This window comes from Leptothrix toolikensis (SeqCode) (assembly GCF_057922285.1).
In genome coordinates, this window is the sequence record NZ_JBYSVC010000027.1 from 1 (window position 1) to 21,099 (window position 21,099).

Here is a 21,099-nt window from a genome sequence, read left to right on the forward strand (position 1 = left end):
ACCGTCACCACTTGGACCAGATCGGCTTCGCTTTCTAGCCGCACGATTTGCTCGTCACGCCCGCCTTCTGGCTCGGCGATCTGATCGCTGAACCAGCGCAGCAAGGCGGGCCCACCGTCAAGCTTTTGGCTGGCCGCTTGGAGCAATTCGGCCAGATGCAGCACGTTGGTCAGGCGGCGTTCCCCCGCGCTTTGCGCCAGCCACTGGGCCGGCAGGCCGCGCCCATGCAAGGTTTGACGCACCAGCGCCAGCACCCCTTGGCGTTGCCAGACGCCGTGCAACTGCCGCAGCAAAGCCAGCGAAGCATCCCACGCCGCGTCGTCTTGCACTTGGCGCGCCAGCTCGGCCAAGGGCAAGCCAAAAGTGCCGCCGGCCAACGCTGCCCGCGCCAAGCGTTGATCCAAGGGCGAGGCCACAGCCCGCAGCCAGAGCAACAAGTCAGCCGCTTGCGGGCTGGCAAACACGCTGTTTTGGTCCGAGAGGTACACCGAAGCCACCCCGCGCCGTTGCAAGGCTTGGCGCACCGCGTCGGCCTCACGCCGACTGCGGACCAGCACCGCGATGTCACGCGGCACCAAGCGAACCCAAGGGCGACCCTCATCCACCCCCATGAACCCGGCATCCGGGTCGGCGAGCCGGGCCACGATGGCTTCGGCACAGTGCGCTGCGCCTCGGCGCAAGGCTTCAGCCGCTTTCCAGGCGCGCGTTTCTGCATGGATGCTCAAAGCGGGTGCCGGCAAACGCTCGGGCCCCGTCACCCAACGCTCGGCACGGCCTTTGGCTTGCACCGCTTCAAAGGGCAGGCCGGGTAGGCCTTGGCGATCCACCAAAGCAAAGGCCCCGCCGGGATTGCGCGTTTCGGCGCGCTCGAACAACTGGTTCACCGCCTGCACCAAGGCTGTGGCTGAGCGGTGGTTCACACCCAAGGCGTGATGGCGCGGCGCGGTGGCTTGGCGGGCCTGCAAATAGCTGTAGATATCGGCCCCGCGAAAACCGTAGATCGACTGTTTGGGGTCACCGATCAACAGCAAAGCCACTTTGGGATCGTTGCTGGCTGGGCGGTACAGCCCCTCAAAAAGCTGCATCTGGCGCTTGGAGGTGTCTTGGAACTCGTCGATCAGCGCGGCCGGAAATTGCGTGACGATGCGCTGGCGCAAGCGCTCACCTTGGGGGCCGAGCAAGGCGTGATTCAGGCGCTCCAGCAAATCGGCAAAACCAAAGCAGCCCTGCTGGCGCTTGAGTGCCGCGATGCGCTCCGCCACGCCCTTGGCGGCATGCAGCGCCAGCTGCGCTTGCAGATCCGGCTCACGCGCCAAGGTGCTCAAGAGCGCGTCGTACTCGGCAAAGACGGGCGGCAGATCGACGCTTTGGCCTTTTTTGAGCGCGTCCAACAAGTTTTGCGGCCGCAAACGATCTTCTCGCCCCTTCTGACGCGCGCCCTCCGGGCTGAAATCCGGTCGATCCACGGCCTCATCAAGCGCCCAGCGCTCCAAGGCCATCAGCACCGCCGACACGGTGTCTATCCGCAGCTTGACGCCGTTGAACGGGTTGGTTTTGGCATGCAGCCGCTCAAAGAGCCAAACGCGCATGCTTTGCGTGCGCTCGACCCAACCGGCTTTCAAGACGTTCAAGCGCTCGGTTTGCTGACCAAGAAGGTCACGGAGCCCGAACGGTTGCACGGGTGTTTCTTGGGTTTCTTGGGGTTTGCGCGCCCAACGGGCCAGCCAAGCACGCACGTCGTCGGCGCAGGCGGGCAGACCCGGCCAAACAGCCAACACCCGGGCCACGTCCACCGGGCGCAAGGGATAGATCTCGCGCCGCCAGTAATCGCGCACCGCTTGATCGAGCCAGACGTTCTCGTCGCTCTCCAAGGTCTCGTCAAAGAGCTGACCGCTGTCAAAGGCGTGCTCGCGCAGCATGCGTTGGCACCAAGCGTCGATGGTGTGGATGGCGGCGTCATCCATCGACTCAGCCGCCATCGCCAGCCGAAAAGCCGCTTGCTCACGCGCCCGGCCTGCGGGGTACGCGGCGCGTAGATCGGCCAAAAATGGCTCCGGGGCCACCGCCTGCACGTCATGCACGTCATCCGCCCTGAACCAACGGGCCGCCTCGACCAACTTGGCGCGGATGCGATCCGACAGCTCACGGGTGGCGGCGCGGGTGAAGGTCATGACCAAGATGTCGCCAGGGAGCAAGGCGCGAAGCGACGACTCAACCTCACCGTGGTGCCCCAGCACCAAGCGCAGATAAAGCGCTGCGATGGTCCAGGTCTTGCCCGTTCCGGCGCTGGCCTCGATCAACCGGCTGCCGCCGAGCGGCAGGCGCAACACATCCAGGGTGGTCATGAAAGGAGCTCCTGATCCTGGTGCTGAGCATGGGCATGCACCACCACCGAGCCCTCGATCCACGCCAGCAGCGGTGCCAGCAAACGCTGCGCCCATGGTTGGCGGCGCAGGCCCAGCAGCACATCGTCGAGCTCGGGATAGCAGCGCAGCCAGTAGGCGTCGCGCTCATCGTCGTAGACCGCGCGCAACTTATCGACATCCAAGGCTTCAGGGTCGGCTTGACGCAAGGCGGCCACGGCGGTGCGCAGCGGCAGCGGCAAGGGTTCGGTTTGGCTGACCGTCCACGCTTCGACCAAAGCGTGCAAAGCCTCCTGCGCTTGCTCGGCCCCGAGCGGCGCGGCGTCCAGCCAGACATCCCGCCCCACCAACACGCTGCGCAGCGCCAGACCTTGGGCGGCGGCAGCGAGCATGCGCACCCACACGCCGATCAACACCTCGACACGCGGCGAGCCCAAGGGCGCGGCCTTAGTGGGTTTGCCAGCCAAGCGCTTGGGCACGCGCTCCAGCATCACCCGCTCATCGGGTGGATGGGGCGGTTGATCGGGCGGTTGGTGGGGATCAAGGTGCAAACCATCCAACCAGTCTTCAAGCACCTGGACACCCACTTGCCCCCCTCGTTGGCCCTCAAAGACCGCGTGCAACAACTGCTTCGGTGCCGCCATCGACCAGCGCTGGCAAAGCTGACGCCACGTCAAGAGCATCGGCGTGGCGTCGTCGATCAATTGGCGGCGTAGATGCTCGCCCAGCCCCGCCAACGGCAACACGCCGCTGCGCACCAAGGCTGAGGCGCTGTCATGCATCGCTTGGCGAAGGCGGCGCTCATCCTCCTCGACCGGCCAAGCCGCCAGCGACGCCAGCGGCTCGGTGGCCCAGAGCAAGCGCATGCGCTTGGCCCCGTCACGGCCATCGACCGGGAAGGGTTCTTGGTCCAAGTCGTCTTCGTCCTCCCAGCCCAGATCGACCCCTAGCCGATGGCGAAAGTACGACCGAGCCGGGTGGCTCAGGAAGCGACTGAGCATCGATAGCTCCAGCGCAGCGTTCGCCCCCAAGGCGGGCGGCGTCGCCAAGCGCTGCGCTGGATGTTCCGGTAGAGGTTGCAGCGCAGCAGCGTCTTCATGGGCGCTGCGCCACTCGCGGGCGTAGGTTTCAAAGGGTGGCCCAACATGCGCTTCAAAATAACGCCGACTGAAGGGCTGCATCGGGTGCTCGTGCGTCAGGCGCTCGACCCGTTCTGGCGACCAGCCAGCGGCGAGGTAATCGCGCAACTGCGCCACCAAGACCGAAGGCGGCTGCGCGCTTTGATCGCGCGGGCTGCGCCCCACCCAGCTCAGGTAAAAGGTGCGCCGGGCCGCCAAAAGCGCTTCGAGCATCAAGGTGCGGTCGTCGTCGCGCCGCGCCCGGTCGCCGGCGCGGCGCTGCCCGGCCAAGGCCATCAGATCGAAATCACTCGCTGGAGCGCGTCGCGGGTAATCGCCCTCGTTCATGCCCAACAGACAGACCATCTCAAAAGGGATGGCGCGCATCGGCATCAAGGTGCAAAAAGTCACCCCACCGCCGATAAAGCGCTGGCCCAAGTCGGGTGGATGCAGCCCGCCCAGCCACGCGGAGCGCAGCACCGCCACCGAGATGGGTTCGGTGAAACCCGCTTCCTCGCAGGCTTGCAGCCAGCGCTCCAGACTTTCATCAAGGGCCACCACCAGCAAGCGTTCAGCTTCGTCTTGGGGAGCAAAGAAGGCGCGCACCAAGGCGCGGGCGCGCTCGGCCCAGACACGGGGTGCGGCGGGTTGGGCGGCCAAAGTGCTCCAGTCGATCAAGGCTTGGATCAGCTCGGCCAAGGCGCCTGCCAAGGCCGCGTCCAGCCCCGCCACGTCGGCATAAGGCTCGATACCGGCAAAGGCCGGACTGGCCCCACTGGCATAACCCAGCAACATGCGCTGCAAACCAAAAAGCCACGTGTTGATGGCCCCACACGCGTCCAGACCCAGTTGCTCGCGCTGCGGGGCCGACAACCCCCAGCGCACCCCCGCCTGACGCAACCAGCGCCCAAGCAAAGGCCGTTCCTCAGCACGGAGGCCAAAGCGCGCCGCCAAGGGGGCGACGTCGAGCAAATCCTCGATCTCGCTCACGCTGTGACGTTGCGGCTGACGCAGCAACCACGTCAGCGCCAGCAACATCGGCGGCTCGCCGTGCGCGCCCAAGTCAGCGATTTCAAACGGGATGAAGCGTGGATCAGGGCGCGAGGCCGAGCGGTACTGGCCAAACACCGCCCGGATCACCGGCACATACGGCGCAATGTCCGGCACCATCACCACCACATCACGCGGCCGCAGGCCTGTGGGATCACCCTCCGCCGCCTTGAACAAGCGCAGCAAGGCGTCGTGCAACACCTCGACTTCGCGCTGCGGGCTGTGGCAGATGTGGCAAACGATGGAGTCGTCATCGACCTCGACATCGGTCTCAACCATCGCCATCGCCATCCGCTCAGCGTGTTCGGCCAACGGCAGCAAGTCTCGAATGGCGGCTTGCACTTGACCGAGCAACCGGGTGGGCAGATCAGCGTCAAACAAATCGACCCGGGGCAACGCACCGTGGCGTTCTTCGAACGCATCGAGCAAGCGGATGAAATCGCGCCCTTGGCGGCCCCACGCCGCCAACAGCGGATGCGACTGAGCGTGCGCCGCTTCAAGCGACAGGGCCGCCGGATCAAAACCGGGGCGCTGGCGCTGCTGCCGGCGCACATGGGCCAGCAATTCGCGCCCTTCGATGATGTCGGCCCAGTGGTATTGGCAAGGATTGGGCAGCGCCAACACCACTTGCACCGAACCGGCCAAGGCCGCCAAGGCCTCGATCACCTGCAAAGGCAAGTGCGAAACGCCAAACAAGACCACGCGCCGGGGAAGCTGCGGTAGATGCGAAAGAGGCTGGAGCTGCGAATGCTGCAAAAAACGCGCATGCACCTCGGGCCGCAAGGCTTGGCGACCGTTGGGGCCTTCGGGATCAAGCTCCGCCACCAAGCGCTGCCACAGCAGCACTTGCCAGCGCTGATCGGGCGGACAAGGCAAGCCGCCGTCCAAGACGATCTCACCGTTCCCCGCCAACCACGCATGGAGCCAATCGGGCCGATAGATCTGGTACTGGTCGTAGAGATCCGCCAGCCGCTCGGCCAACTGAAAACGGCGCAAACCTTGATCGACATCGGCTACCCGCAAAAAAGCCCGCAGGGCTTCAAAAGCGGGTTCTTCCAGCATCTCGGTACCCAAGCAGCGCATCAAGCGCCACGTCATCGGCCCTTTGTCGAGCGGCGAGCGCGTCGGCACCGCGCCCAGTACCGCCCGATAGCTGCGCCACAGAAAGCGCGCCGGCAACTCGACCCGCGTGGCCGCGCACACCCCCGTGTGTTCCGCCAAGCCGCGCTTGAGCCACTCGGCCATGCCGTTGCTTTGCACCAGAAAAACTTCTTCTTCCAGCGGAGCCAAAGGATGCGCGGCCAGCCAAGCCAGCACCGCATCGCGCAGCCACTCCAGCCGGTTGCCATGCAAGGCGATCCAGCCGGGCTGGATGCTGGGCTGGATAGAGGGGATCGTCGTCATGCGGCGGCATCGTACCTGCGCTGCATCCGCTGCTCCTGTGGGATCGGTGCATCACTTGGTTCGGCCTTGGATGTCACACCCTGTGAACGACCACACATTTGGAGCGTTGGGTCGATGGCGCGCGACAGATACGCACAGCGCTCCCCGATCTAGGGGGTAGGTTGACGGCATTCCAAGAAATGCAGAAGAGGCCTCGCCATGTCAGATCACCCCATGTTCAGCACCCCCGAGCTCGGTTTTGAGCTGGGCCGGGACTACGCCCGCTACGGCCTAGCACCCCCCGCCTGCCATCGAGTGCCGGGGCACCCGGTCTGCGAGGGTTGGGCCCGTGGGCTGCCGGTGCATCAGCAGCATCACCAACGCACCCTGCGGGTTTCGCCCGCCGTGCATCACTGGTTGCGCCTGCGCCTCGCGGCTTGGCTGCGCGGTGAAAGCGTCGATCTCTCCACCTTGACCCCAGATAGATTGGCGCAGATCACCCCCCGACTCCACCCGGAAGGCTCAGGCTACTGCCCGATCACCCGCTGCGCCCTCCGGGGGCTCGACACCCAGCCGCAAGAAACAACCGCCCACGACGCTCAGATCGTGCGCGTCAACCCCGAACTACCTTGGTCAGGCAGCAACGTGATGGTGCTGGGCCGCAATGCTGCCGACGCCTTGGCCGCTCTTCCAACCCCCACCAAGCAACGCCTCCGACACGCCTTGACCATCGTCCAAGACATTAAAAAAGCCAAAGATCCCCAACGGGCCAAGATCTTGGTTCATGGTTTGCATGGTGCGCAGTGGGCCCGTCTTGGCGTGGTGCTGTCGCTGGTCACCCCCTTGCAACACGCTCAAGCTGCCGGCCTGCCCCTGTTGGTGCTACCGCCCCACCAGTTGCAGAGCATCAATCCGGTCCAAGATCTACAAGCGCTGCTGAGCGTGCAATGGCTCAGCCCAGGCTGGAGCCGGCGACGCCAGCAAATCGAGGTCTTGATGGATCGGCCTCAGCCCTACCGCGCCTTGCGCCGTTTTTTGGATCTTTTTGTGCAGCGTCTTTTGCATGCCGCTCGCCCGGAACAACCGCTGCTGTGGCGCTGGGCCATTGAGGACACCTGGCGGCATGCGGACGTCTTACTGCACTGGCAGCGTTTTGCCCTTCAGATCGACGCCGATGATGTCTTGAAAATCAAGAACCATGCCAACCTGGCCTTTGATACACATTTGAACCACTCAAATCAGGGGTATTTGTGGAATGCGTCATACACTTCGCCGTCCTTGCTCAGTACCCCCTGTGCCGCACCATGATGAACCCGTCCGCCCGTTGGATCCGCTTGCTCGTCGCCACCAGCACCGTTGCGCTAAGTCCGGTCCTGCCGCTTCAGGCCCAAAGTCAGACGAGCAACACGTCTCACCTCGGTGGACTCAGTGCTCGGGTAATCGTCAAATACCGCAGCAGCCCGAACCCAGCTACCGCCCAGCCCAGCCCGGTGGCAGGCCGTGCGAGCGCGTTGGGTCAGCGTATCGGTCGAGGCCTGATCGACGGGGCCACCATCGCGCCCCAGACGCAAGTGATCCATGCCCAAGGCGTAGACAGCTCAACGTTGGCGCGTGAATTGGCCGCTGATCCGCAAGTCGAATACGCCGAGCCCGATCAGCGCCGCCACGCCCATGCCGTGCCCAACGACAGCTTCTACGCCAACGGCCAAACGCTGGCCGGTGTCCCGGCCAAAGGCCAGTGGTATTTGCGCGCTCCGGTGGCTCCGGCCTTGGCCGCCATCAATGCCGAAGCGGCTTGGACTTTGAGCACCGGCAGCGCCAACGTGGTGGTGGCCGTGCTCGACTCCGGCATCGTCAGTAACCACCCTGATTTTCTGAACAAGCTGGTCCAAGGGCGCGATTTCATCTCCGACACTTTCATCGCTGGCGACGGCACGGGCTGGGATGCCGACCCCACCGACGCCGGCGACTGGCTGACCTTGGCCGACATCAACGCGCATAACCAAAACAACAGCCAACCCTGCTGGGGCATGGATGCCACCTATGTGGCCAACAGCACGTGGCACGGCACCCAAGTGGCCAGCCTGATCGGCGCGGCCACCAACAACGCCTCAGGCATGGCCAGCGTCGGCCAAAACGTGCGCATCTTGCCCATGCGCGTGCTGGGCAAATGCGGCGGCTGGGACTCGGACATCATCGCGGCGATGCGTTGGGCAGCGGGCTTGGCGGTCACCGACCCCGTGACCGCCACCGCTTTGCCCATCAACCCCACGCCCGCACAGATCATCAACCTGAGTCTCGGCGGCCCGGGGCTGTGCGGTAGTGCCTATAGCCAAGCCATTGCCGAAGTGCGGGCCTTGCCTCGGGGCGTGGTGGTCGTGGCCTCGGCGGGCAACGATGGCATGGCGGTCAATTCGCCGGCTAACTGCCCCGGCGTGATCGCCGTGGGTGGGCTGGACCACAGTGGCACCAAAGGTGACTGGTCCAGTTTGGGCCAACAAGTCACGCTCTCCACCCCGATGGGCGACTGCCCTGGCAACACCGCCCCTTGCGGCTATCCACTCCTGAGCGCCACCAACCCTGGGGCCACCACCCCAGCGGCGTATGCCGCGAACCCCACGGCGGTCCAATGGGCCTCGTACTTCACCAGCGACGGCACGTTGATCAAGAACGTCAGCGAAGGCACCAGCTTTTCTGCGCCGATGGTGGCGGGGGCGGCCGCGCTGCTGCTAGCGGTCAACCCAGCGCTCACCCCGGATCAGGTCAAGCGCATCTTGCAAGGCACCAGCCGCACCTTCCCAGCGACAGCGACCACACCCGCCGTGGGCATCTGTGTCGTGCCGCCAGCGCCGGGGGCCATCACCCCTGCGGCACAACCCAGTTGCCATTGCACCAGCGACACCTGTGGCGCAGGGATGCTGGATGTCGGCCAAGCCTTGGGGGCTTTGCAAAGCGGGTTGGTGTTTGCGCAGATCGACAACATCCCGGCCACGCTGAACTACAACAGCCAGATCCAAGTGCGGGGCTCAGCCTTCCGCGCCAGCGCCAGCGGTATCGCCAGCAACGTGGCCGTCGGGGGCTATCAGTGGACGATGAATCTCAACCCGGCAGCAAGTTTGCAATCGCCCACCAACACCGCCAACGCCACGATTCACTTGTGGGCACCCGGCAGCTTTGTGTTGACGCTGAAAACCTGTGCCGATAGCGCATGCAGCATCCCCTTGGCCCAGACCCAAGAAACGATCACCGTCAGCAACGTGGCGAGCGTGTCAGGTGGGGGCACAGGCGGCACCACTGGGGGTGGCACCACGACCCCACCCTCAACAACGCCCACCCCCGCCCCATCCTCATCAAGTGGTATGGCCCTGGATATGGGGACCTTGGCCCTGCTGGGGCTGGGGTTGGGCGTGATCGGCCACCTTAAACGGCGTCGAGACCAAACAGCCGAGCGGCGTTGAGGGCCGTCGCTTCAGCGACTTCCTCCACCGACAACCCTTTGATGCGCGCCAGCTCAGCTGCCACCAAAGGCACCAGCGCTGGCGTGTTGAGCTTGCCCCGGTGCGGTGCAGGTGCCAGATAGGGGCTGTCGGTTTCGATCAAGCAGCGCTCCAGCGGCACGGCCTTGGCGACTTCGCGCAAGTCAGCGGCATTGCGGAAGGTCAAGATGCCGGAAAACGAGATGTAAAAACCCAGGTCCAGCGCGGCAAGGGCCACGTCCAGCGTCTCGGTAAAGCAGTGCATCACCCCGCCCACCTCGCTGGCTTGCTCGTCTCGCAAAATTTGCAAGGTGTCTGGGGCCGATTGGCGCGTATGCACCACCAAAGGCTTATGCACCGCGCGCGCTGCCCTGATGTGGGTGCGAAAGCGCTCGCGCTGCCAGGCCATGTCGGCCACGCTGCGACCGTTCAAGCGGTAGTAATCAAGGCCGGTTTCACCGATAGCCACCACCCGCTCACGGCCTGCGCGCTCCACCAGCTCATCAAAACTCGGCTCACGCGCATCGTCGTTGTCGGGATGAACACCCACCGTGGCCCAGAGCAAGCCGGGCTCGCTCACCACCAAGGCATGCAGCGCGTCAAAGGCTTCGAGCGAGGTGCCGATGCAGATGGCGCGCTGCACATCGGCCGCTTGCATCTGCGTGCGGATCTGGGGCCACTGCGCCAGCAGTTCAGGAAAATTCAGGTGGCAATGCGAATCAACGTACATGGGGGCGGTCGCGGCTTAAAGGCTTAGAGGCTTAAATGGTCTGGGTCGGCTTGCCGGACTGAATGGCGGTGCCCAGCAGCTCCTCGATGCGGATGCGCAGGATGCGGGCCTTTTCATCGTTGGAAAAACGCACGCCCACCCCCGGTGTGCGGCCACCCGGCGCATTGGGCGGCGTCAACCAAGCCACACGGCAATGCACTGTGTAGCGCTGCGGATCATCCGGCAGCGTCATGAGCAGGTAGACATCCTCGCCCAACTTGTAGTCGCGGTTGGTTGAGAAAAAGATGCCGCCGTCTTCAAAGAAGGCGATGTAGGCGGCGTAAAGCGCGCCTTTTTCCTTGAAGTTCAGTTGGATCAATCCGGAGCGCGCCGGAGGGGCGACGGCAGCGGTGAGATTGGGGCGTGGGGTGGTGAGTTCACTCATGGGCGTGAGTGTATCGAGCCCCCAGCCTCACGCAAAACACCTTGTGCATGCGACACCAACGCCTCACAACTGAGCGCAGCGTGCCAAGGGTGATCCACGTCCTGAGCCAACTCGCGCAACTCGATGGCCCAGCGCGTCAAGGCCATCAAGGCCGACCGCACCGGGGCCGCACCCTTGTTGAGCCCACAGGTGCTGAAGTAGCGCGGCGCACAGCCAATCGAGTACAGCATCTGGTCGTGACAGTACTTCTGCAAGGCGTCGAGCAAGACCGGCAAGGGCCACTCGGCCAAGGCGCTGGCGTCGCCCCGGGCGATGCGGTCTGGCAAGGCCCGCCAAGCAGCCCCGTCGAGCCCGGAGCGCACCAAGGCCAGCGCCCGCAAGGGCTCGCCGCCGCTGGCGTCCAGCACCACTTCGCCTTCTTGCACGCCTTGGTCTTTGAGCCAACTCAACGCAGTCTCTCTAGCGGGCAGTGGCAAACGATGCGATTGGCAGCGGCTGCGCAAAGTCGGCAGCAAGGCCTCGGTTGAGGCCCCGCAGGAGAGCACGAAACGCACGCCTTGGGGCGGCTCTTCGAGTGTCTTGAGCAACGCGTTGGCCCCGATGGCGTTGATCTGTTCAGCGGGATGAATCAGCACGACCTTGGTCGAGCCTCGGCTGGCCGTTAACGTACAAAAGTCGAGGGCCGCCCGAATTTGTTCGACCCGGATCTCCCGGCTGGGTTTGCGTTTGCGGGCGTCATCGCCCTCGTGGGCCTCGACCGACAGGCCGGCTTCGGCGCGCAGGGTCTCGGGCACGATCAGGTGCAGATCAGGATGGGTGCGCGCCGCCAGCAAACGGCAGCTCGCGCAATGACCGCAAGCGGTCTGATCCGGCCCAGGGTGCTCACACAACCAAGCGGCCGCCAAGGCAAGGGCAAAACCGAAGGAGCCCGCCCCCGAAGGGCCATGGATCAACAAGGCATGGCTGTGGTGAGCGCTGTTCAGGGCTTGCTGTAACGAAGAGGCCAACCACGGCAGCGGCCGGCAGGGTTCCAAGTCAGTGAGGGCTACCATCCGCGCTGCTCCAGCGACGTGATGATCTGTGCCCGCACGTCATCCAAGCTCACGGTGGCATCGAGGCGCAACACCCGCTGCGGCGTGGCAGCAAAGCGAGCCCGATAGCCCCCGGCCACCCGGGTGAAGAAATCGAGCGCTTCGCTCTCAAAACGATCCGGTGTGCGCGCTGCTGCGCGGCGTGCGGCGGCGATTTCGGGCGGCAGGTCGAACCACAACGTCAGATCCGGCTCGCGGCCCTGCTGCACCCAAGCCGCCAACTGCGTCAGCACCGCAGTATCAAAGCCGCGACCTGCGCCTTGATAGGCAAAGGTGGCATCGGTGAAACGATCACACAGCACCACCGCAGCGCGTGCCAAGGCCGGCTCAATGACTTGCACGAGATGGTCGCGCCGCGCGGCAAAGACCAGCAAAGCTTCAGTCAGGGCGTCCATGGGTTGGTGCAAGACGGCTGCGCGCAAGGTCTCAGCCAGCGGTGTGCCGCCGGGCTCGCGGGTACAAACCACGTCCAGGCCTTGATCGCGCCAACGCTGGGCGATCGCTTCGATGTGGCTGCTTTTGCCGGCACCATCAATGCCTTCAACCGTCACCAAACACCCTTGCGGGCCTGATGCCGCCTTGACTCCGGATCGTGTCATGGACCACTGCTCCTGTTGCGTTGAAACCGATTCACGGCGCGATTGTGTTCGTCCAAGGTCTCGCTGAACTGACTGGTGCCATCGCCCCGCGCCACAAAGTAAATCGCTGGGGTCGCCGCTGGCTGCACAGCCGCATGCAAAGCATCCCGGCCCGGCAAGGCAATCGGGGTGGGCGGCAGGCCCGTGCGGGTGTAGGTGTTGAAGGGGCCGTCGCGCTTCAAGTCACTGCGGCGCAGGTTGCCGTCGAAGCGCTCCCCCAAGCCATAGATCACGGTCGGGTCGGTTTGCAGCGGCATGCCTTTGCGCAGCCGATTGACAAAAACCCCAGCGATCAGCGCGCGGTCCTCGGCCCGGGCGGTTTCTTTTTCAACGATGGAAGCGAGCTTGAGCACGTCATCCGGATGCACCAACAAGGCGGAGGTCTGATCGGTGCGCAAGGCCCAAGCGCGCTCAAGCTGACGACTCATGGCCCGATAGGCGCGGTCGTAGATCTTCAGATCGCTGCTGCCTTTGGTATAGGCGTAGGTATCGGGAAAGAAGCGGCCTTCAGGCGGAATGCCTGAGGCTCCAATGGCGGCCATGAGCTTGTCCGGGCTCAGGCCCGCTGTGTCTTGACGCAAGCCCGGTGCCTGCGCCAAGGCGGCACGCATCTGCCGGAACGTCCAGCCCTCGATCAAGCGCACCCGCTCGAAACTCTGCTCACCGGCCACCAGTCGATTCAGCAACTGCTTGGGCGTCACCGGCTCACTCAGCTCGTAGCTGCCCGCGCGGATCTTGCGCGATTCACCTGACCAACGAAACCACTGGTACAACAGCCACGGCGACACCTGCACACCCGCATCGACCCAGGCCTTGGCCACCTCATGGGGCGATTGCCCAAGTTCAATGTCCAATTCGACCGGGGTCTTCTTCAAGGCCAAGGGTTGATGCAGCCACAGCCCCACACCGATCATCAACACCGCCAACCCAACCGTCAGGAGCAAAGCCAACCCACCCAAAAACCGCAGCACCTTGCGCCGACCGCGTTGCCCACTTCGTTTCATGGCAATCTTCTCCATTCAGTGTTCACCTCCACGCTCCACACCATGTCGATTCCCTCCTCTGCGGCCCTGTGTTCTTTGCCCGATTGGGCGGTCCTGCGCGTCCAAGGCAGCGATGCCGCCACCTTTTTGCACAGCCAACTCAGCACCGACTTCAAACGCCTCTCGGCCACCCAAGCACGTTTGGGGGCGTATTGCACCCCACAGGGACGCATGTTGGCCAGCTTCATCGGTGTGCTGGCCCATCCGGACGACATCTGGCTGGCTTGCCCCGCTGATGTGCTGGCCAGCGTGCAAAAACGCCTGTCGATGTTTGTGCTGCGCTCGAAAGTCACGCTGCAACACGCCACGGATATCCACGTGTTGGGCTGGGTCAGCCCAACGGAAGCTGCCCCGCCGCAGGGCTTGGCGACGACTTGGGCCAGCCAAGGGCAAGACGATGGCGTCGCCGTTCGACTGCCCGATGCCTTGGGTCAGGCCCGGGGGTTGTGGCTGACGCGCACCCCCCATACCCCAGATACCCCGGAGGCGCAAACCCTGGATCCCGCCTTGTGGGCTTGGCTCGAAGTCCACAGCGGTGTGGCCCCAGTCACGGCCGCCACCTCGGGGCTGTTCGTGCCGCAGATGCTCAACTACGACCAAGTCGGTGGCGTGGACTTCAAGAAAGGCTGCTACCCAGGCCAAGAAATCGTCGCCCGCACGCATTACCTCGGCAAGGTCAAACGCCGCGCCTATGTGATCGAGGCCGACACAACGCTGAAGGTTGGACAACCCTTGTTCAGCAGCGAAGACCCCGATCAACCTGCGGGTCAAATCGTGTGCGTAGCGGCCCATCCGCAGGAACGGGGCCACTTTGCGGCCCTGGCCGAGATCAAGAGTGCGGCCACCGAGGTCGGTTCGCTGCATCTTGATCTCAGCACAGGACTAAAGATTCGTTTGATCGCCCCTCAGGCCTGAGGGGCCTGCACCGGAGCCTTCGGGGGGATCAGCGGCATGCGTTGGGCCAGTTGCGACACTTGGCCGACCGACAACAGATGGGCGTTGATCAGGCCCAGCATGCCGTTGCGGTGCAGCTCAAGCACGGTGGCGTCGGGCAAATCGCGCAGCTTTTGCTCGTCGATCAGGAACAAGCCGGTCGCTTTGACGGCTTCACCGTTGGCCAACTGACCCCCGATTTCGCCAGCGCGCAGCAAGTTCAGCTCGACCAACTTGTCGCACAGAATGCGCGTGCGATGCACGTCTTGTTCGAAGCGGTCCAAGAAGGTCAAGACTTGCTGGAGGAACGGCGTGGACTCGCCCTTCTCGTCGATCAGCAACTCACCTTCGGTGTCATTCAGACCGGACCAAGCGGCGTCGATGCCCACACCCAGCTGCTTGTCTTCGGTTTCGACAAAAGCAAAGGGATAACGACGCAGGAAAGCCGGGATGTAGCGCGCATTCCATTGGCCTTGCGGGCCCACGTAGGCATTTTCCAGATCACGCAAACCCAGCAGTGCCACAGGTGAGACCAAGGCCCGGCCTTGATCGGTTTTGCCGACCACGATGAAAGCGATCGGATATTCACGCGCGATGTCATAGAACTCAACCACCGAAGCAAACACCGCGTTCATGCCACGGGCCATGCTCCAGTCGCTGACTTGCTTGACACGTTTACCCGTGTGAAAGCGCCGATCCAGCAAGACCAGATCCTTGTAAAGCGCCGACAAGGGCTTCTTGACCGCAGCAGGCTGCTGCTGCCCAGGGGCTTGAACGTTGTTTGCGTTGTTCACGGTATCTGTAGAAGCATTCATCTCAGGATTCACAGTTTTGATTGCACATTGGATTCTGGATCAGTCATGCGACTGACCAGAACTTTGTCAACACGCTTGCCATCGAGGTCAACCACCTCGAAACGCCAGCTCTCCCACTCCACTGCGTCAGTCGTCTGCGGCAGACGACCCAACAGCAGCATGATCATCCCGGCCAGGGTGTTGTAGCGCCCTCGGTCCTCGTCAGGCAGCTGCCGCAGCGCCAGCCGGTCTTTCAACTCTGGCATCGGAATCAGGCCGTCAATCAGCCATGTTCCGTCATGCCGTTGCACCGCCCAAGCCTCTTCGGCCGCAGACGGGGTGAACTCGCCCGTGATCGCTTCGAGCACATCACGCAAGGTGATCACGCCCTGCACCACGCCGTATTCGTCCACCACGAACACCATCTGCACCGCCGAGCCCCGAAAGTGCTCCAACAGTTCCATGCCGGTGAGCGTTTCTGGCACAAAAACCGCAGGTTGCATGGCCTCTGTCAATGAAAGCGTGCCACTGCGTGCGTATTGACCCAACATTTGTTGGGCAGTCACGACACCCAGCACATCATCCAAACCATTGTGGCCAACGGGATAACGCGAATGGCGATGCTCGGCCACGATGGCCAGCACGTTCTCGACCGGGGCGGTGCTGTCGAGCCAAGCGATGTCGGCGCGTGGAATCATCATCGAACCGATCTGGCGTGCATCGAGCCGAAAGACGTTGCGCACCATTTGGTGTTCGTGTGCTTCGATGACGCCCGCATCCAAGCCTTCTTCGAGGCTGGCAGCGATCTCTTCTTCGGTCACACCACGAATACCGTGATCGCGCAGCCCCAGCAAGCTCAACACCCCTTGGGTGGTGCTGGCCAGCAAACGCACCAAAGGCCGGGCCAGTACCGACAACCAACGCATGGGCGGAGCCAAAATGCTGGCGACTTTTTCAGGGTGCATTTGGCCGACCCGCTTGGGCACCAGCTCGCCAAAAATGATGGTCACCAAGGTGATGATCATCACCACCAAGCCGGTGGCACCCAACTCAGCCATCCGTACTGGCGCGCCAAACTCATGGGTGAGCCACGTGGCCAAGGGCGCAGAAAAAGCGGCATCGCCCACGATGCCGTTAAGCACGCCAATCGAGGTGATGCCGATTTGCACCGTGGAGAGGAATTGGGTCGGGGCCTCATGCAAGGTAATGGCCACAGCCGCCCCAGAGTCTCCCGCCTCAGCCATGATTTGTAGCCGGGTTTTGCGGCTGGCCGTGAGGGCCATTTCGGACATGGCGAAGAGGCCATTGAGAAAAACCAAAAAAATCAGTAGCGCAACGTCCATGGTCAGAGCATCAAGAGTCGGCCGAGCGTAGCAGAATCCCGGCATGATTTATCTCGTTGGTGACGTGCAGGGCTGCTGTGATGCCCTCGAACAATTGCTGCTGCGGCTGGACTTTTCCCCCTCGCGCGATCAGCTCATCGTGCTAGGTGATTTGGTCAATCGAGGGCCAAGATCTCTGGCCGTTTTGGAGCGCCTGATGGCTTGGGGTGCATCAGCCCGCTGCGTGCTGGGCAACCACGATCTGCATCTGCTGGCCGTGGCCTACGGCATCCGCCCCGCCAGCCGGGGAGACACCTTGCACGAGGTGCTCGCTTCGCCGCTGCGTGAGCCGCTGCTCGACTGGCTGCGCCATCGCCCCTTGGCCTTGCAAGATCACGGCTGGTTGATGGTGCATGCAGGCGTGCTGCCGCAGTGGGACGCCGCACAAACCTTGGCCTTGGCCGAAGAGGTCTCCCAAGCCTTGCGTGGACCAGATGTGGTCGGTTTCCTACGCACGATGTACGGCAACCAGCCTGCGCAGTGGCACAACGAACTGCAAGGCCCCGAGCGGGCGCGGGTGATCATCAATGCCCTGACCCGGGTGCGCTTCATGAGCGCGCAAGGCGTGATGGATTTCGAGCTCAAGGAGGGCAGCGACACCGCCCCTCCCGGCTTGATGCCTTGGTTTGAGGTCCTTGGTCGAAAAACTGCGGGTCAACCGATCGCCTTCGGTCACTGGTCCACGCTGGGACCCCTGGATCGACCCGATCTGATGGCGCTCGACAGCGGTTGCGTCTGGGGGGGGGCGCTCACCGCTGCGCGCATCGACGGCGGCCGACGCGAGCGCATCAGCATCCCCTGCACGGCGGCACAACAAGTGCGGCAGCCATTGAGGCCTCAACGCACGGTGTAACCCCGGCCCTCTAAGCAAGCCGCCTGAGCCCGCTGGTAGTCGGCTCGGCCGCTGGTGGTGCTGGAGCCGCCAGTGGCGCGCACCGTGGGGTCATAGCCACTGCGATCTGCGGCCCAGTGATGGCACTCGTATTCATCCGTGGCCTGTTGATCACCACTCTGGGCCTGACGGGGATAGACAAAGAGCTGCGGTGGGGCCATCGCAGCCCCTGAGCTGCCGCCCTCGCCACCCGCCACGGGGGGGGCCACCACCTCATAAGAGCGCACGCCCTCCACCATCATGGGCCGGTAGTAGGTGCCATTGACGTAGTAGTAGCTCAAAGCGCCCACCGTCACCAAGGTGGCAAATGTGGGCAGATCGTTGATCACCACGCCGTAGGGCGGACGTACCACCCAGTAGCCGTTGCTGTGGTTCGAATACCAAACGCCGTCAAAAAAGGAGTAGCGCATGCCGCCATAGAACACCGTGTTCGGCTGGTGCAGCACCGGCACACGGTAGCCCGGTACAGGGTAATAGCGGCCGTGCCCATGCGCGCCGTCCCACCAACGTTGGTCACCCACCCGTGAGCCACCACCACCACCATGCCCTTGATGACCGCCGCGTTCAGCCCACACGACGCCGCTCGCAAGGCAACTCAGTCCGAACAGGGCCGCCAAAGCGATGGCCTTGAAGCGTCTTGGCGAGTTGTTTTGATGCATCTTCATGATCGTCTCCTGTAATTCGGCGCGGCTCTCGGCTCAGCGCACGGCATAACCCCGACCACTCATGCACGCGGACATGGCGCGCCGAAAGCCATCGGTGGGGGCTTGGCGGGCCTCCCAATCACGACGACGGGCATCCTGAACACGTTCGACACTGCGCGCCCGACCGTCTTCGGCCGCAGCACCCATGACCGCCCCAAAGATCGCCCCAAGCACCATGCCCTCACCCCCGCGACGCGAGCCCGACATGATGCTGCCCACCGCCGCTCCGGTGACTGCACCAGCCACCACCGCACCACCATCACGGCGTACCGCGCCCACCGGCGGTGGGGGTTCTTGACGCGTTGCCGTCATACCCGGATCCACCCCCGTTTGCTTGACCGCCCAGCGGTAGCACTCGTAACGATCCCGGTCCTGCGTGGCCTCGCTCTGATTGCGCTCGGGGTAGAAGTACATGGTGGCCGAGGCCGACACCACAGGTACCGTCGGCTCGGGCACCGGCTCGACGTACTGCGGATACACCGCATGCCGATAGCCCTGATGCGGCCCAAGGACACAACCGCCCAAGATCCCCAACACACCGAGCAGCAAGCCGCTGCGGGATACAAGCCTGATGATGGATGTCTTCATGAAAGATATTGTGCGACGAGTTCCCAAGCCGAGAAGGCCCAAAAGCAAAGCGCACCTTAAAAGGCCCGGTCATTACAATCGGCCCAACCCTTAGATCAGGCATCTTTGCCCAGCCCACGCCGATGAGCGACCACCGCACCCCCCCGACGATTCCTCTCCCCAGCAATTTCTTGCGCAGCATCATCGAGCGCGATCTGCAACAGGGCCTCTACGCCACCAAACACCATGCCGGCAGCCCCGGTGATGCCCGCCATCACGCCGCAGGCCCGCTCGACCCGGCCCGCATCCGCACGCGTTTTCCGCCCGAGCCGAACGGCTACTTGCACATCGGCCACGCCAAGAGCATTTGCCTGAATTTCGGCTTGGCGCGTGACTACGGTGGCGTCTGCCACATGCGTTTTGACGACACCAACCCAGAAAAAGAAAGCCAAGAGTTCGTCGATTCGATCTTGGACGCCGTGAGCTGGCTCGGTTTTGGCTGGCACAGCGAGTTGGGTGGCCAAAGCCAAGACCACCTCTACTTCGCCAGCAACTACTTCGACACCATGTATGCGGCGGCCGAGTTCCTGATTCAGGGCGGCCACGCTTATGTCGATGAACAAACGCCCGAGCAGATTCGCGCCGGTCGCGGCACGCTGACCGAAGCCGGCACCGACAGCCCGTATCGCAACCGCAGCCGGGCCGAGAACTTGGCGCGTTTTCGGGCCATGCGCGACGGCGCGTTTGAAGATGGTGCCATGGTGCTGCGCGCCCGCATCGACATGGCCGCGCCCAACATCAACCTGCGCGACCCCGCGATCTACCGCATCCGCCGCGCCCATCACCACAACACGGGCAACCGCTGGTGCATCTACCCGATGTACACCTTTGCGCACCCCATCGAAGACGCGCTCGAAGGCATCACCCACTCGATCTGCACCCTCGAATTCGAAGACCAGCGCCCTTTCTACGACTGGCTGCTGACACGGCTGAGCGAATCAATCACCCCGCCGATCACCACGCCTGAGGGCACCGAGCTGCCCGCCCTGCTGACCACCCCCCTGCCCCGGCAATACGAATTCGCCCGACTCAACCTGAGCTACGTCGTCACCAGCAAGCGCAAGCTCAAAGCGCTGGTCGATGACGGCCACGTGCAGGGCTGGGACGATCCACGCCTGCCCACCTTGGTCGGTCTGCGGCGGCGCGGCTACACGCCTGAGAGCATCCAGCTCTTTTGCGAGCGTATCGGTGTCTCCAAAGCAGATAGCTGGATCGACTACAGCAGCCTAGAAATCGCGCTGCGCGACGACCTCGACGCCAAGGCGGCGCGTTGCATGGCGGTGCTCGATCCGGTCGAGCTGGTCTTGGGCAACTGGGCGGAAATCTACAGCGCCGAGCACCGTGAACCGTGCAGCGCCCCGAGCCACCCGGCGCACCCCGAGATGGGTCAGCGCGCGTTCACCCTCGGCCCGCGTCTGTGGATCGAGCGTGACGACTTCATGGAAGCGCCAAGCAAGGGCTACCACCGCCTCTACCCCGGCAACAAGGTGCGCCTGAAGTACGGTTTCGTCGTCGAATGCACCGGCTGCGAAAAAGACGCCTCGGGCCAGATCGTGCGTGTCTTGGCCCGCATCGTGCCCGACACCCGCAGCGGCACGCCGGGCGCAGAAAGCATCAAGGTCAAGGGCGTGATCACTTGGGTGGGCGCGGATGACGGCGTGGCCGCTGAGGTTCGGCTTTTTGATCGCCTCTACACCCAAGCCCAGCCCGAGGCCGGCGGTGCCGATCACCTTGCCAGCCTGAACCCGAACAGCAAGCGCGTGGTGCAAGGCTGGGTCGAACCGAGCCTAGCCCAAGCCCCCGCCGGCAGCGCCTTCCAGTTCGAACGCCTCGGCTACTTCGTCACCGACCGCCTTGACCACCAACCCGGCACCCAGCCGGTGTTCAATCGCACGACAACGCTGAGAGACAGCTGGGGGAAGTGAGCTCCACGCCTTGGATAGCCGGCTCGGGCACATCCTGGGCTTGGCGTTCGAGGCGCTCTTGTTTTTTCTGGGCGCGGCGTTCGGCAAAGAATTCGCGCAGCAGTTTGGCAGACGCATCGGCCAGAACGCCGCCTTCGATCTCGGTTTGGTGATTCAGCGCTTTGATCTCAAAGAGATTGAGCACCGAGCCGGCTGCGCCGGTTTTGGGGTCGGGGGCCGCGTAGACCACGCGCTTGAGGCGGGCGTGCAGCATGGCGGTGGCGCACATGGCACAAGGCTCCAGCGTCACGTAGAGCTCGCAGTCGGGCAGACGGTAGTTCTCCATCAGCGCAGCGGCGTGGCGCAGGGCGATGATTTCAGCGTGTGCGGTCGGGTCGTGGGTGGTGATGGGCCGGTTGTAGCCGGTGGCGATGATCTGCGGGCCAGCTTCGGTGTGACGCACGATCACCGCACCCACTGGCACCTCGCCCGTCAAGCGGGCATTGAGCGCTTGGTCCAAGGCTTGCGCCATCCAAGATTCATCCAA

Annotated in this window: 17 protein-coding genes; 5 read left to right on the forward strand and 12 right to left on the reverse strand. The window is 63.8% G+C overall.

From position 1 onward, the window contains the following. On the reverse strand, positions 1-2,345 hold a 2,345-nt coding region (locus tag AC3VI7_RS05955; protein WP_489671422.1), incomplete at its 3' end, for a UvrD-helicase domain-containing protein. Then, positions 2,342-5,935 carry an exodeoxyribonuclease V subunit gamma gene (recC, locus tag AC3VI7_RS05960; protein WP_489669052.1) on the reverse strand — a complete coding sequence of 1,198 codons (3,594 nt, stop codon included), beginning with the start codon at positions 5,933-5,935 and terminating at the stop codon, positions 2,342-2,344. The genes recC and AC3VI7_RS05955, both read right to left, overlap by 4 nt. 198 nt (positions 5,936-6,133) lie before the next feature. Between recC and AC3VI7_RS05965 the strand changes: the two genes are divergently transcribed. Further along, positions 6,134-7,222: a hypothetical protein gene (locus tag AC3VI7_RS05965; protein WP_489669053.1), complete on the forward strand. Its 1,089-nt coding sequence runs from the start codon at positions 6,134-6,136 to the stop codon at positions 7,220-7,222. Then, a complete protein-coding gene (locus AC3VI7_RS05970) occupies positions 7,222-9,372 on the forward strand; it encodes a S8 family serine peptidase (protein WP_489671423.1) in 2,151 nt (716 codons plus the stop codon). Before AC3VI7_RS05965 ends, AC3VI7_RS05970 begins: the two co-directional genes overlap by 1 nt. Here the strand turns inward: AC3VI7_RS05970 and AC3VI7_RS05975 are convergent. Genes AC3VI7_RS05975 through mltG form a run of 5 tightly spaced genes read right to left on the reverse strand, consistent with a single transcriptional unit; the run spans position 9,335 to position 13,277 of the window. Continuing rightward, complete coding sequence (locus AC3VI7_RS05975) at positions 9,335-10,120, reverse strand: TatD family hydrolase (protein ID WP_489669055.1); 786 nt, start codon at positions 10,118-10,120, stop codon at positions 9,335-9,337. The two genes, AC3VI7_RS05970 and AC3VI7_RS05975, sit on opposite strands and share 38 nt — an antisense overlap. A 31-nt stretch (positions 10,121-10,151) precedes the next feature. After that, positions 10,152-10,544, reverse strand: a complete 393-nt coding sequence (locus AC3VI7_RS05980) for a PilZ domain-containing protein (protein ID WP_489669056.1) — start codon at positions 10,542-10,544, stop codon at positions 10,152-10,154. Then, positions 10,541-11,596 (reverse strand): DNA polymerase III subunit delta', encoded by a 1,056-nt coding sequence (locus AC3VI7_RS05985; protein WP_489669057.1) that lies wholly within the window; start codon positions 11,594-11,596, stop codon positions 10,541-10,543. Before AC3VI7_RS05985 ends, AC3VI7_RS05980 begins: the two co-directional genes overlap by 4 nt. Further along, positions 11,590-12,234, reverse strand: a complete 645-nt coding sequence (tmk, locus tag AC3VI7_RS05990) for a dTMP kinase (protein ID WP_489669058.1) — start codon at positions 12,232-12,234, stop codon at positions 11,590-11,592. Before tmk ends, AC3VI7_RS05985 begins: the two co-directional genes overlap by 7 nt. Beyond that, positions 12,231-13,277 carry an endolytic transglycosylase MltG gene (gene mltG / locus AC3VI7_RS05995; RefSeq protein ID WP_489671251.1) on the reverse strand — a complete coding sequence of 349 codons (1,047 nt, stop codon included), beginning with the start codon at positions 13,275-13,277 and terminating at the stop codon, positions 12,231-12,233. Before mltG ends, tmk begins: the two co-directional genes overlap by 4 nt. A gap of 42 nt (positions 13,278-13,319) precedes the next feature. Between mltG and ygfZ the strand changes: the two genes are divergently transcribed. Continuing rightward, a complete protein-coding gene (gene ygfZ, locus AC3VI7_RS06000) occupies positions 13,320-14,231 on the forward strand; it encodes a CAF17-like 4Fe-4S cluster assembly/insertion protein YgfZ (RefSeq protein WP_489669060.1) in 912 nt (303 codons plus the stop codon). Here ygfZ and AC3VI7_RS06005 read toward each other — a convergent pair. Continuing rightward, on the reverse strand, positions 14,222-15,064 hold the full coding sequence (locus AC3VI7_RS06005; RefSeq protein WP_489669061.1) for a SapC family protein: 843 nt from the start codon (positions 15,062-15,064) through the stop codon (positions 14,222-14,224). The two genes, ygfZ and AC3VI7_RS06005, sit on opposite strands and share 10 nt — an antisense overlap. A gap of 8 nt (positions 15,065-15,072) precedes the next feature. After that, the gene (locus AC3VI7_RS06010; protein ID WP_489669062.1) at positions 15,073-16,386 is read right to left on the reverse strand and encodes a hemolysin family protein; all 1,314 of its coding nucleotides are present in this window, start codon (positions 16,384-16,386) and stop codon (positions 15,073-15,075) included. A gap of 43 nt (positions 16,387-16,429) precedes the next feature. Between AC3VI7_RS06010 and AC3VI7_RS06015 the strand changes: the two genes are divergently transcribed. Beyond that, positions 16,430-17,278, forward strand: a complete 849-nt coding sequence (locus AC3VI7_RS06015; RefSeq protein ID WP_489669063.1) for a symmetrical bis(5'-nucleosyl)-tetraphosphatase — start codon at positions 16,430-16,432, stop codon at positions 17,276-17,278. On the opposite strand, the gene AC3VI7_RS06020 is transcribed toward AC3VI7_RS06015, so the two are convergent. Beyond that, positions 17,263-17,982 carry a DUF6515 family protein gene (locus tag AC3VI7_RS06020; protein WP_489669064.1) on the reverse strand — a complete coding sequence of 240 codons (720 nt, stop codon included), beginning with the start codon at positions 17,980-17,982 and terminating at the stop codon, positions 17,263-17,265. The genes AC3VI7_RS06015 and AC3VI7_RS06020 overlap by 16 nt on opposite strands. 33 nt (positions 17,983-18,015) lie before the next feature. Next, the gene (locus AC3VI7_RS06025; RefSeq protein WP_489669065.1) at positions 18,016-18,609 is read right to left on the reverse strand and encodes a hypothetical protein; all 594 of its coding nucleotides are present in this window, start codon (positions 18,607-18,609) and stop codon (positions 18,016-18,018) included. A 122-nt stretch (positions 18,610-18,731) separates the two neighbouring features. Between AC3VI7_RS06025 and AC3VI7_RS06030 the strand changes: the two genes are divergently transcribed. Further along, positions 18,732-20,573, forward strand: coding sequence for a glutamine--tRNA ligase/YqeY domain fusion protein (locus AC3VI7_RS06030; RefSeq protein WP_489669066.1), 1,842 nt, complete (start codon positions 18,732-18,734; stop codon positions 20,571-20,573). Here AC3VI7_RS06030 and tadA read toward each other — a convergent pair. Further along, complete coding sequence (gene tadA, locus AC3VI7_RS06035; RefSeq protein WP_489671424.1) at positions 20,533-21,099, reverse strand: tRNA adenosine(34) deaminase TadA; 567 nt, start codon at positions 21,097-21,099, stop codon at positions 20,533-20,535. The genes AC3VI7_RS06030 and tadA overlap by 41 nt on opposite strands.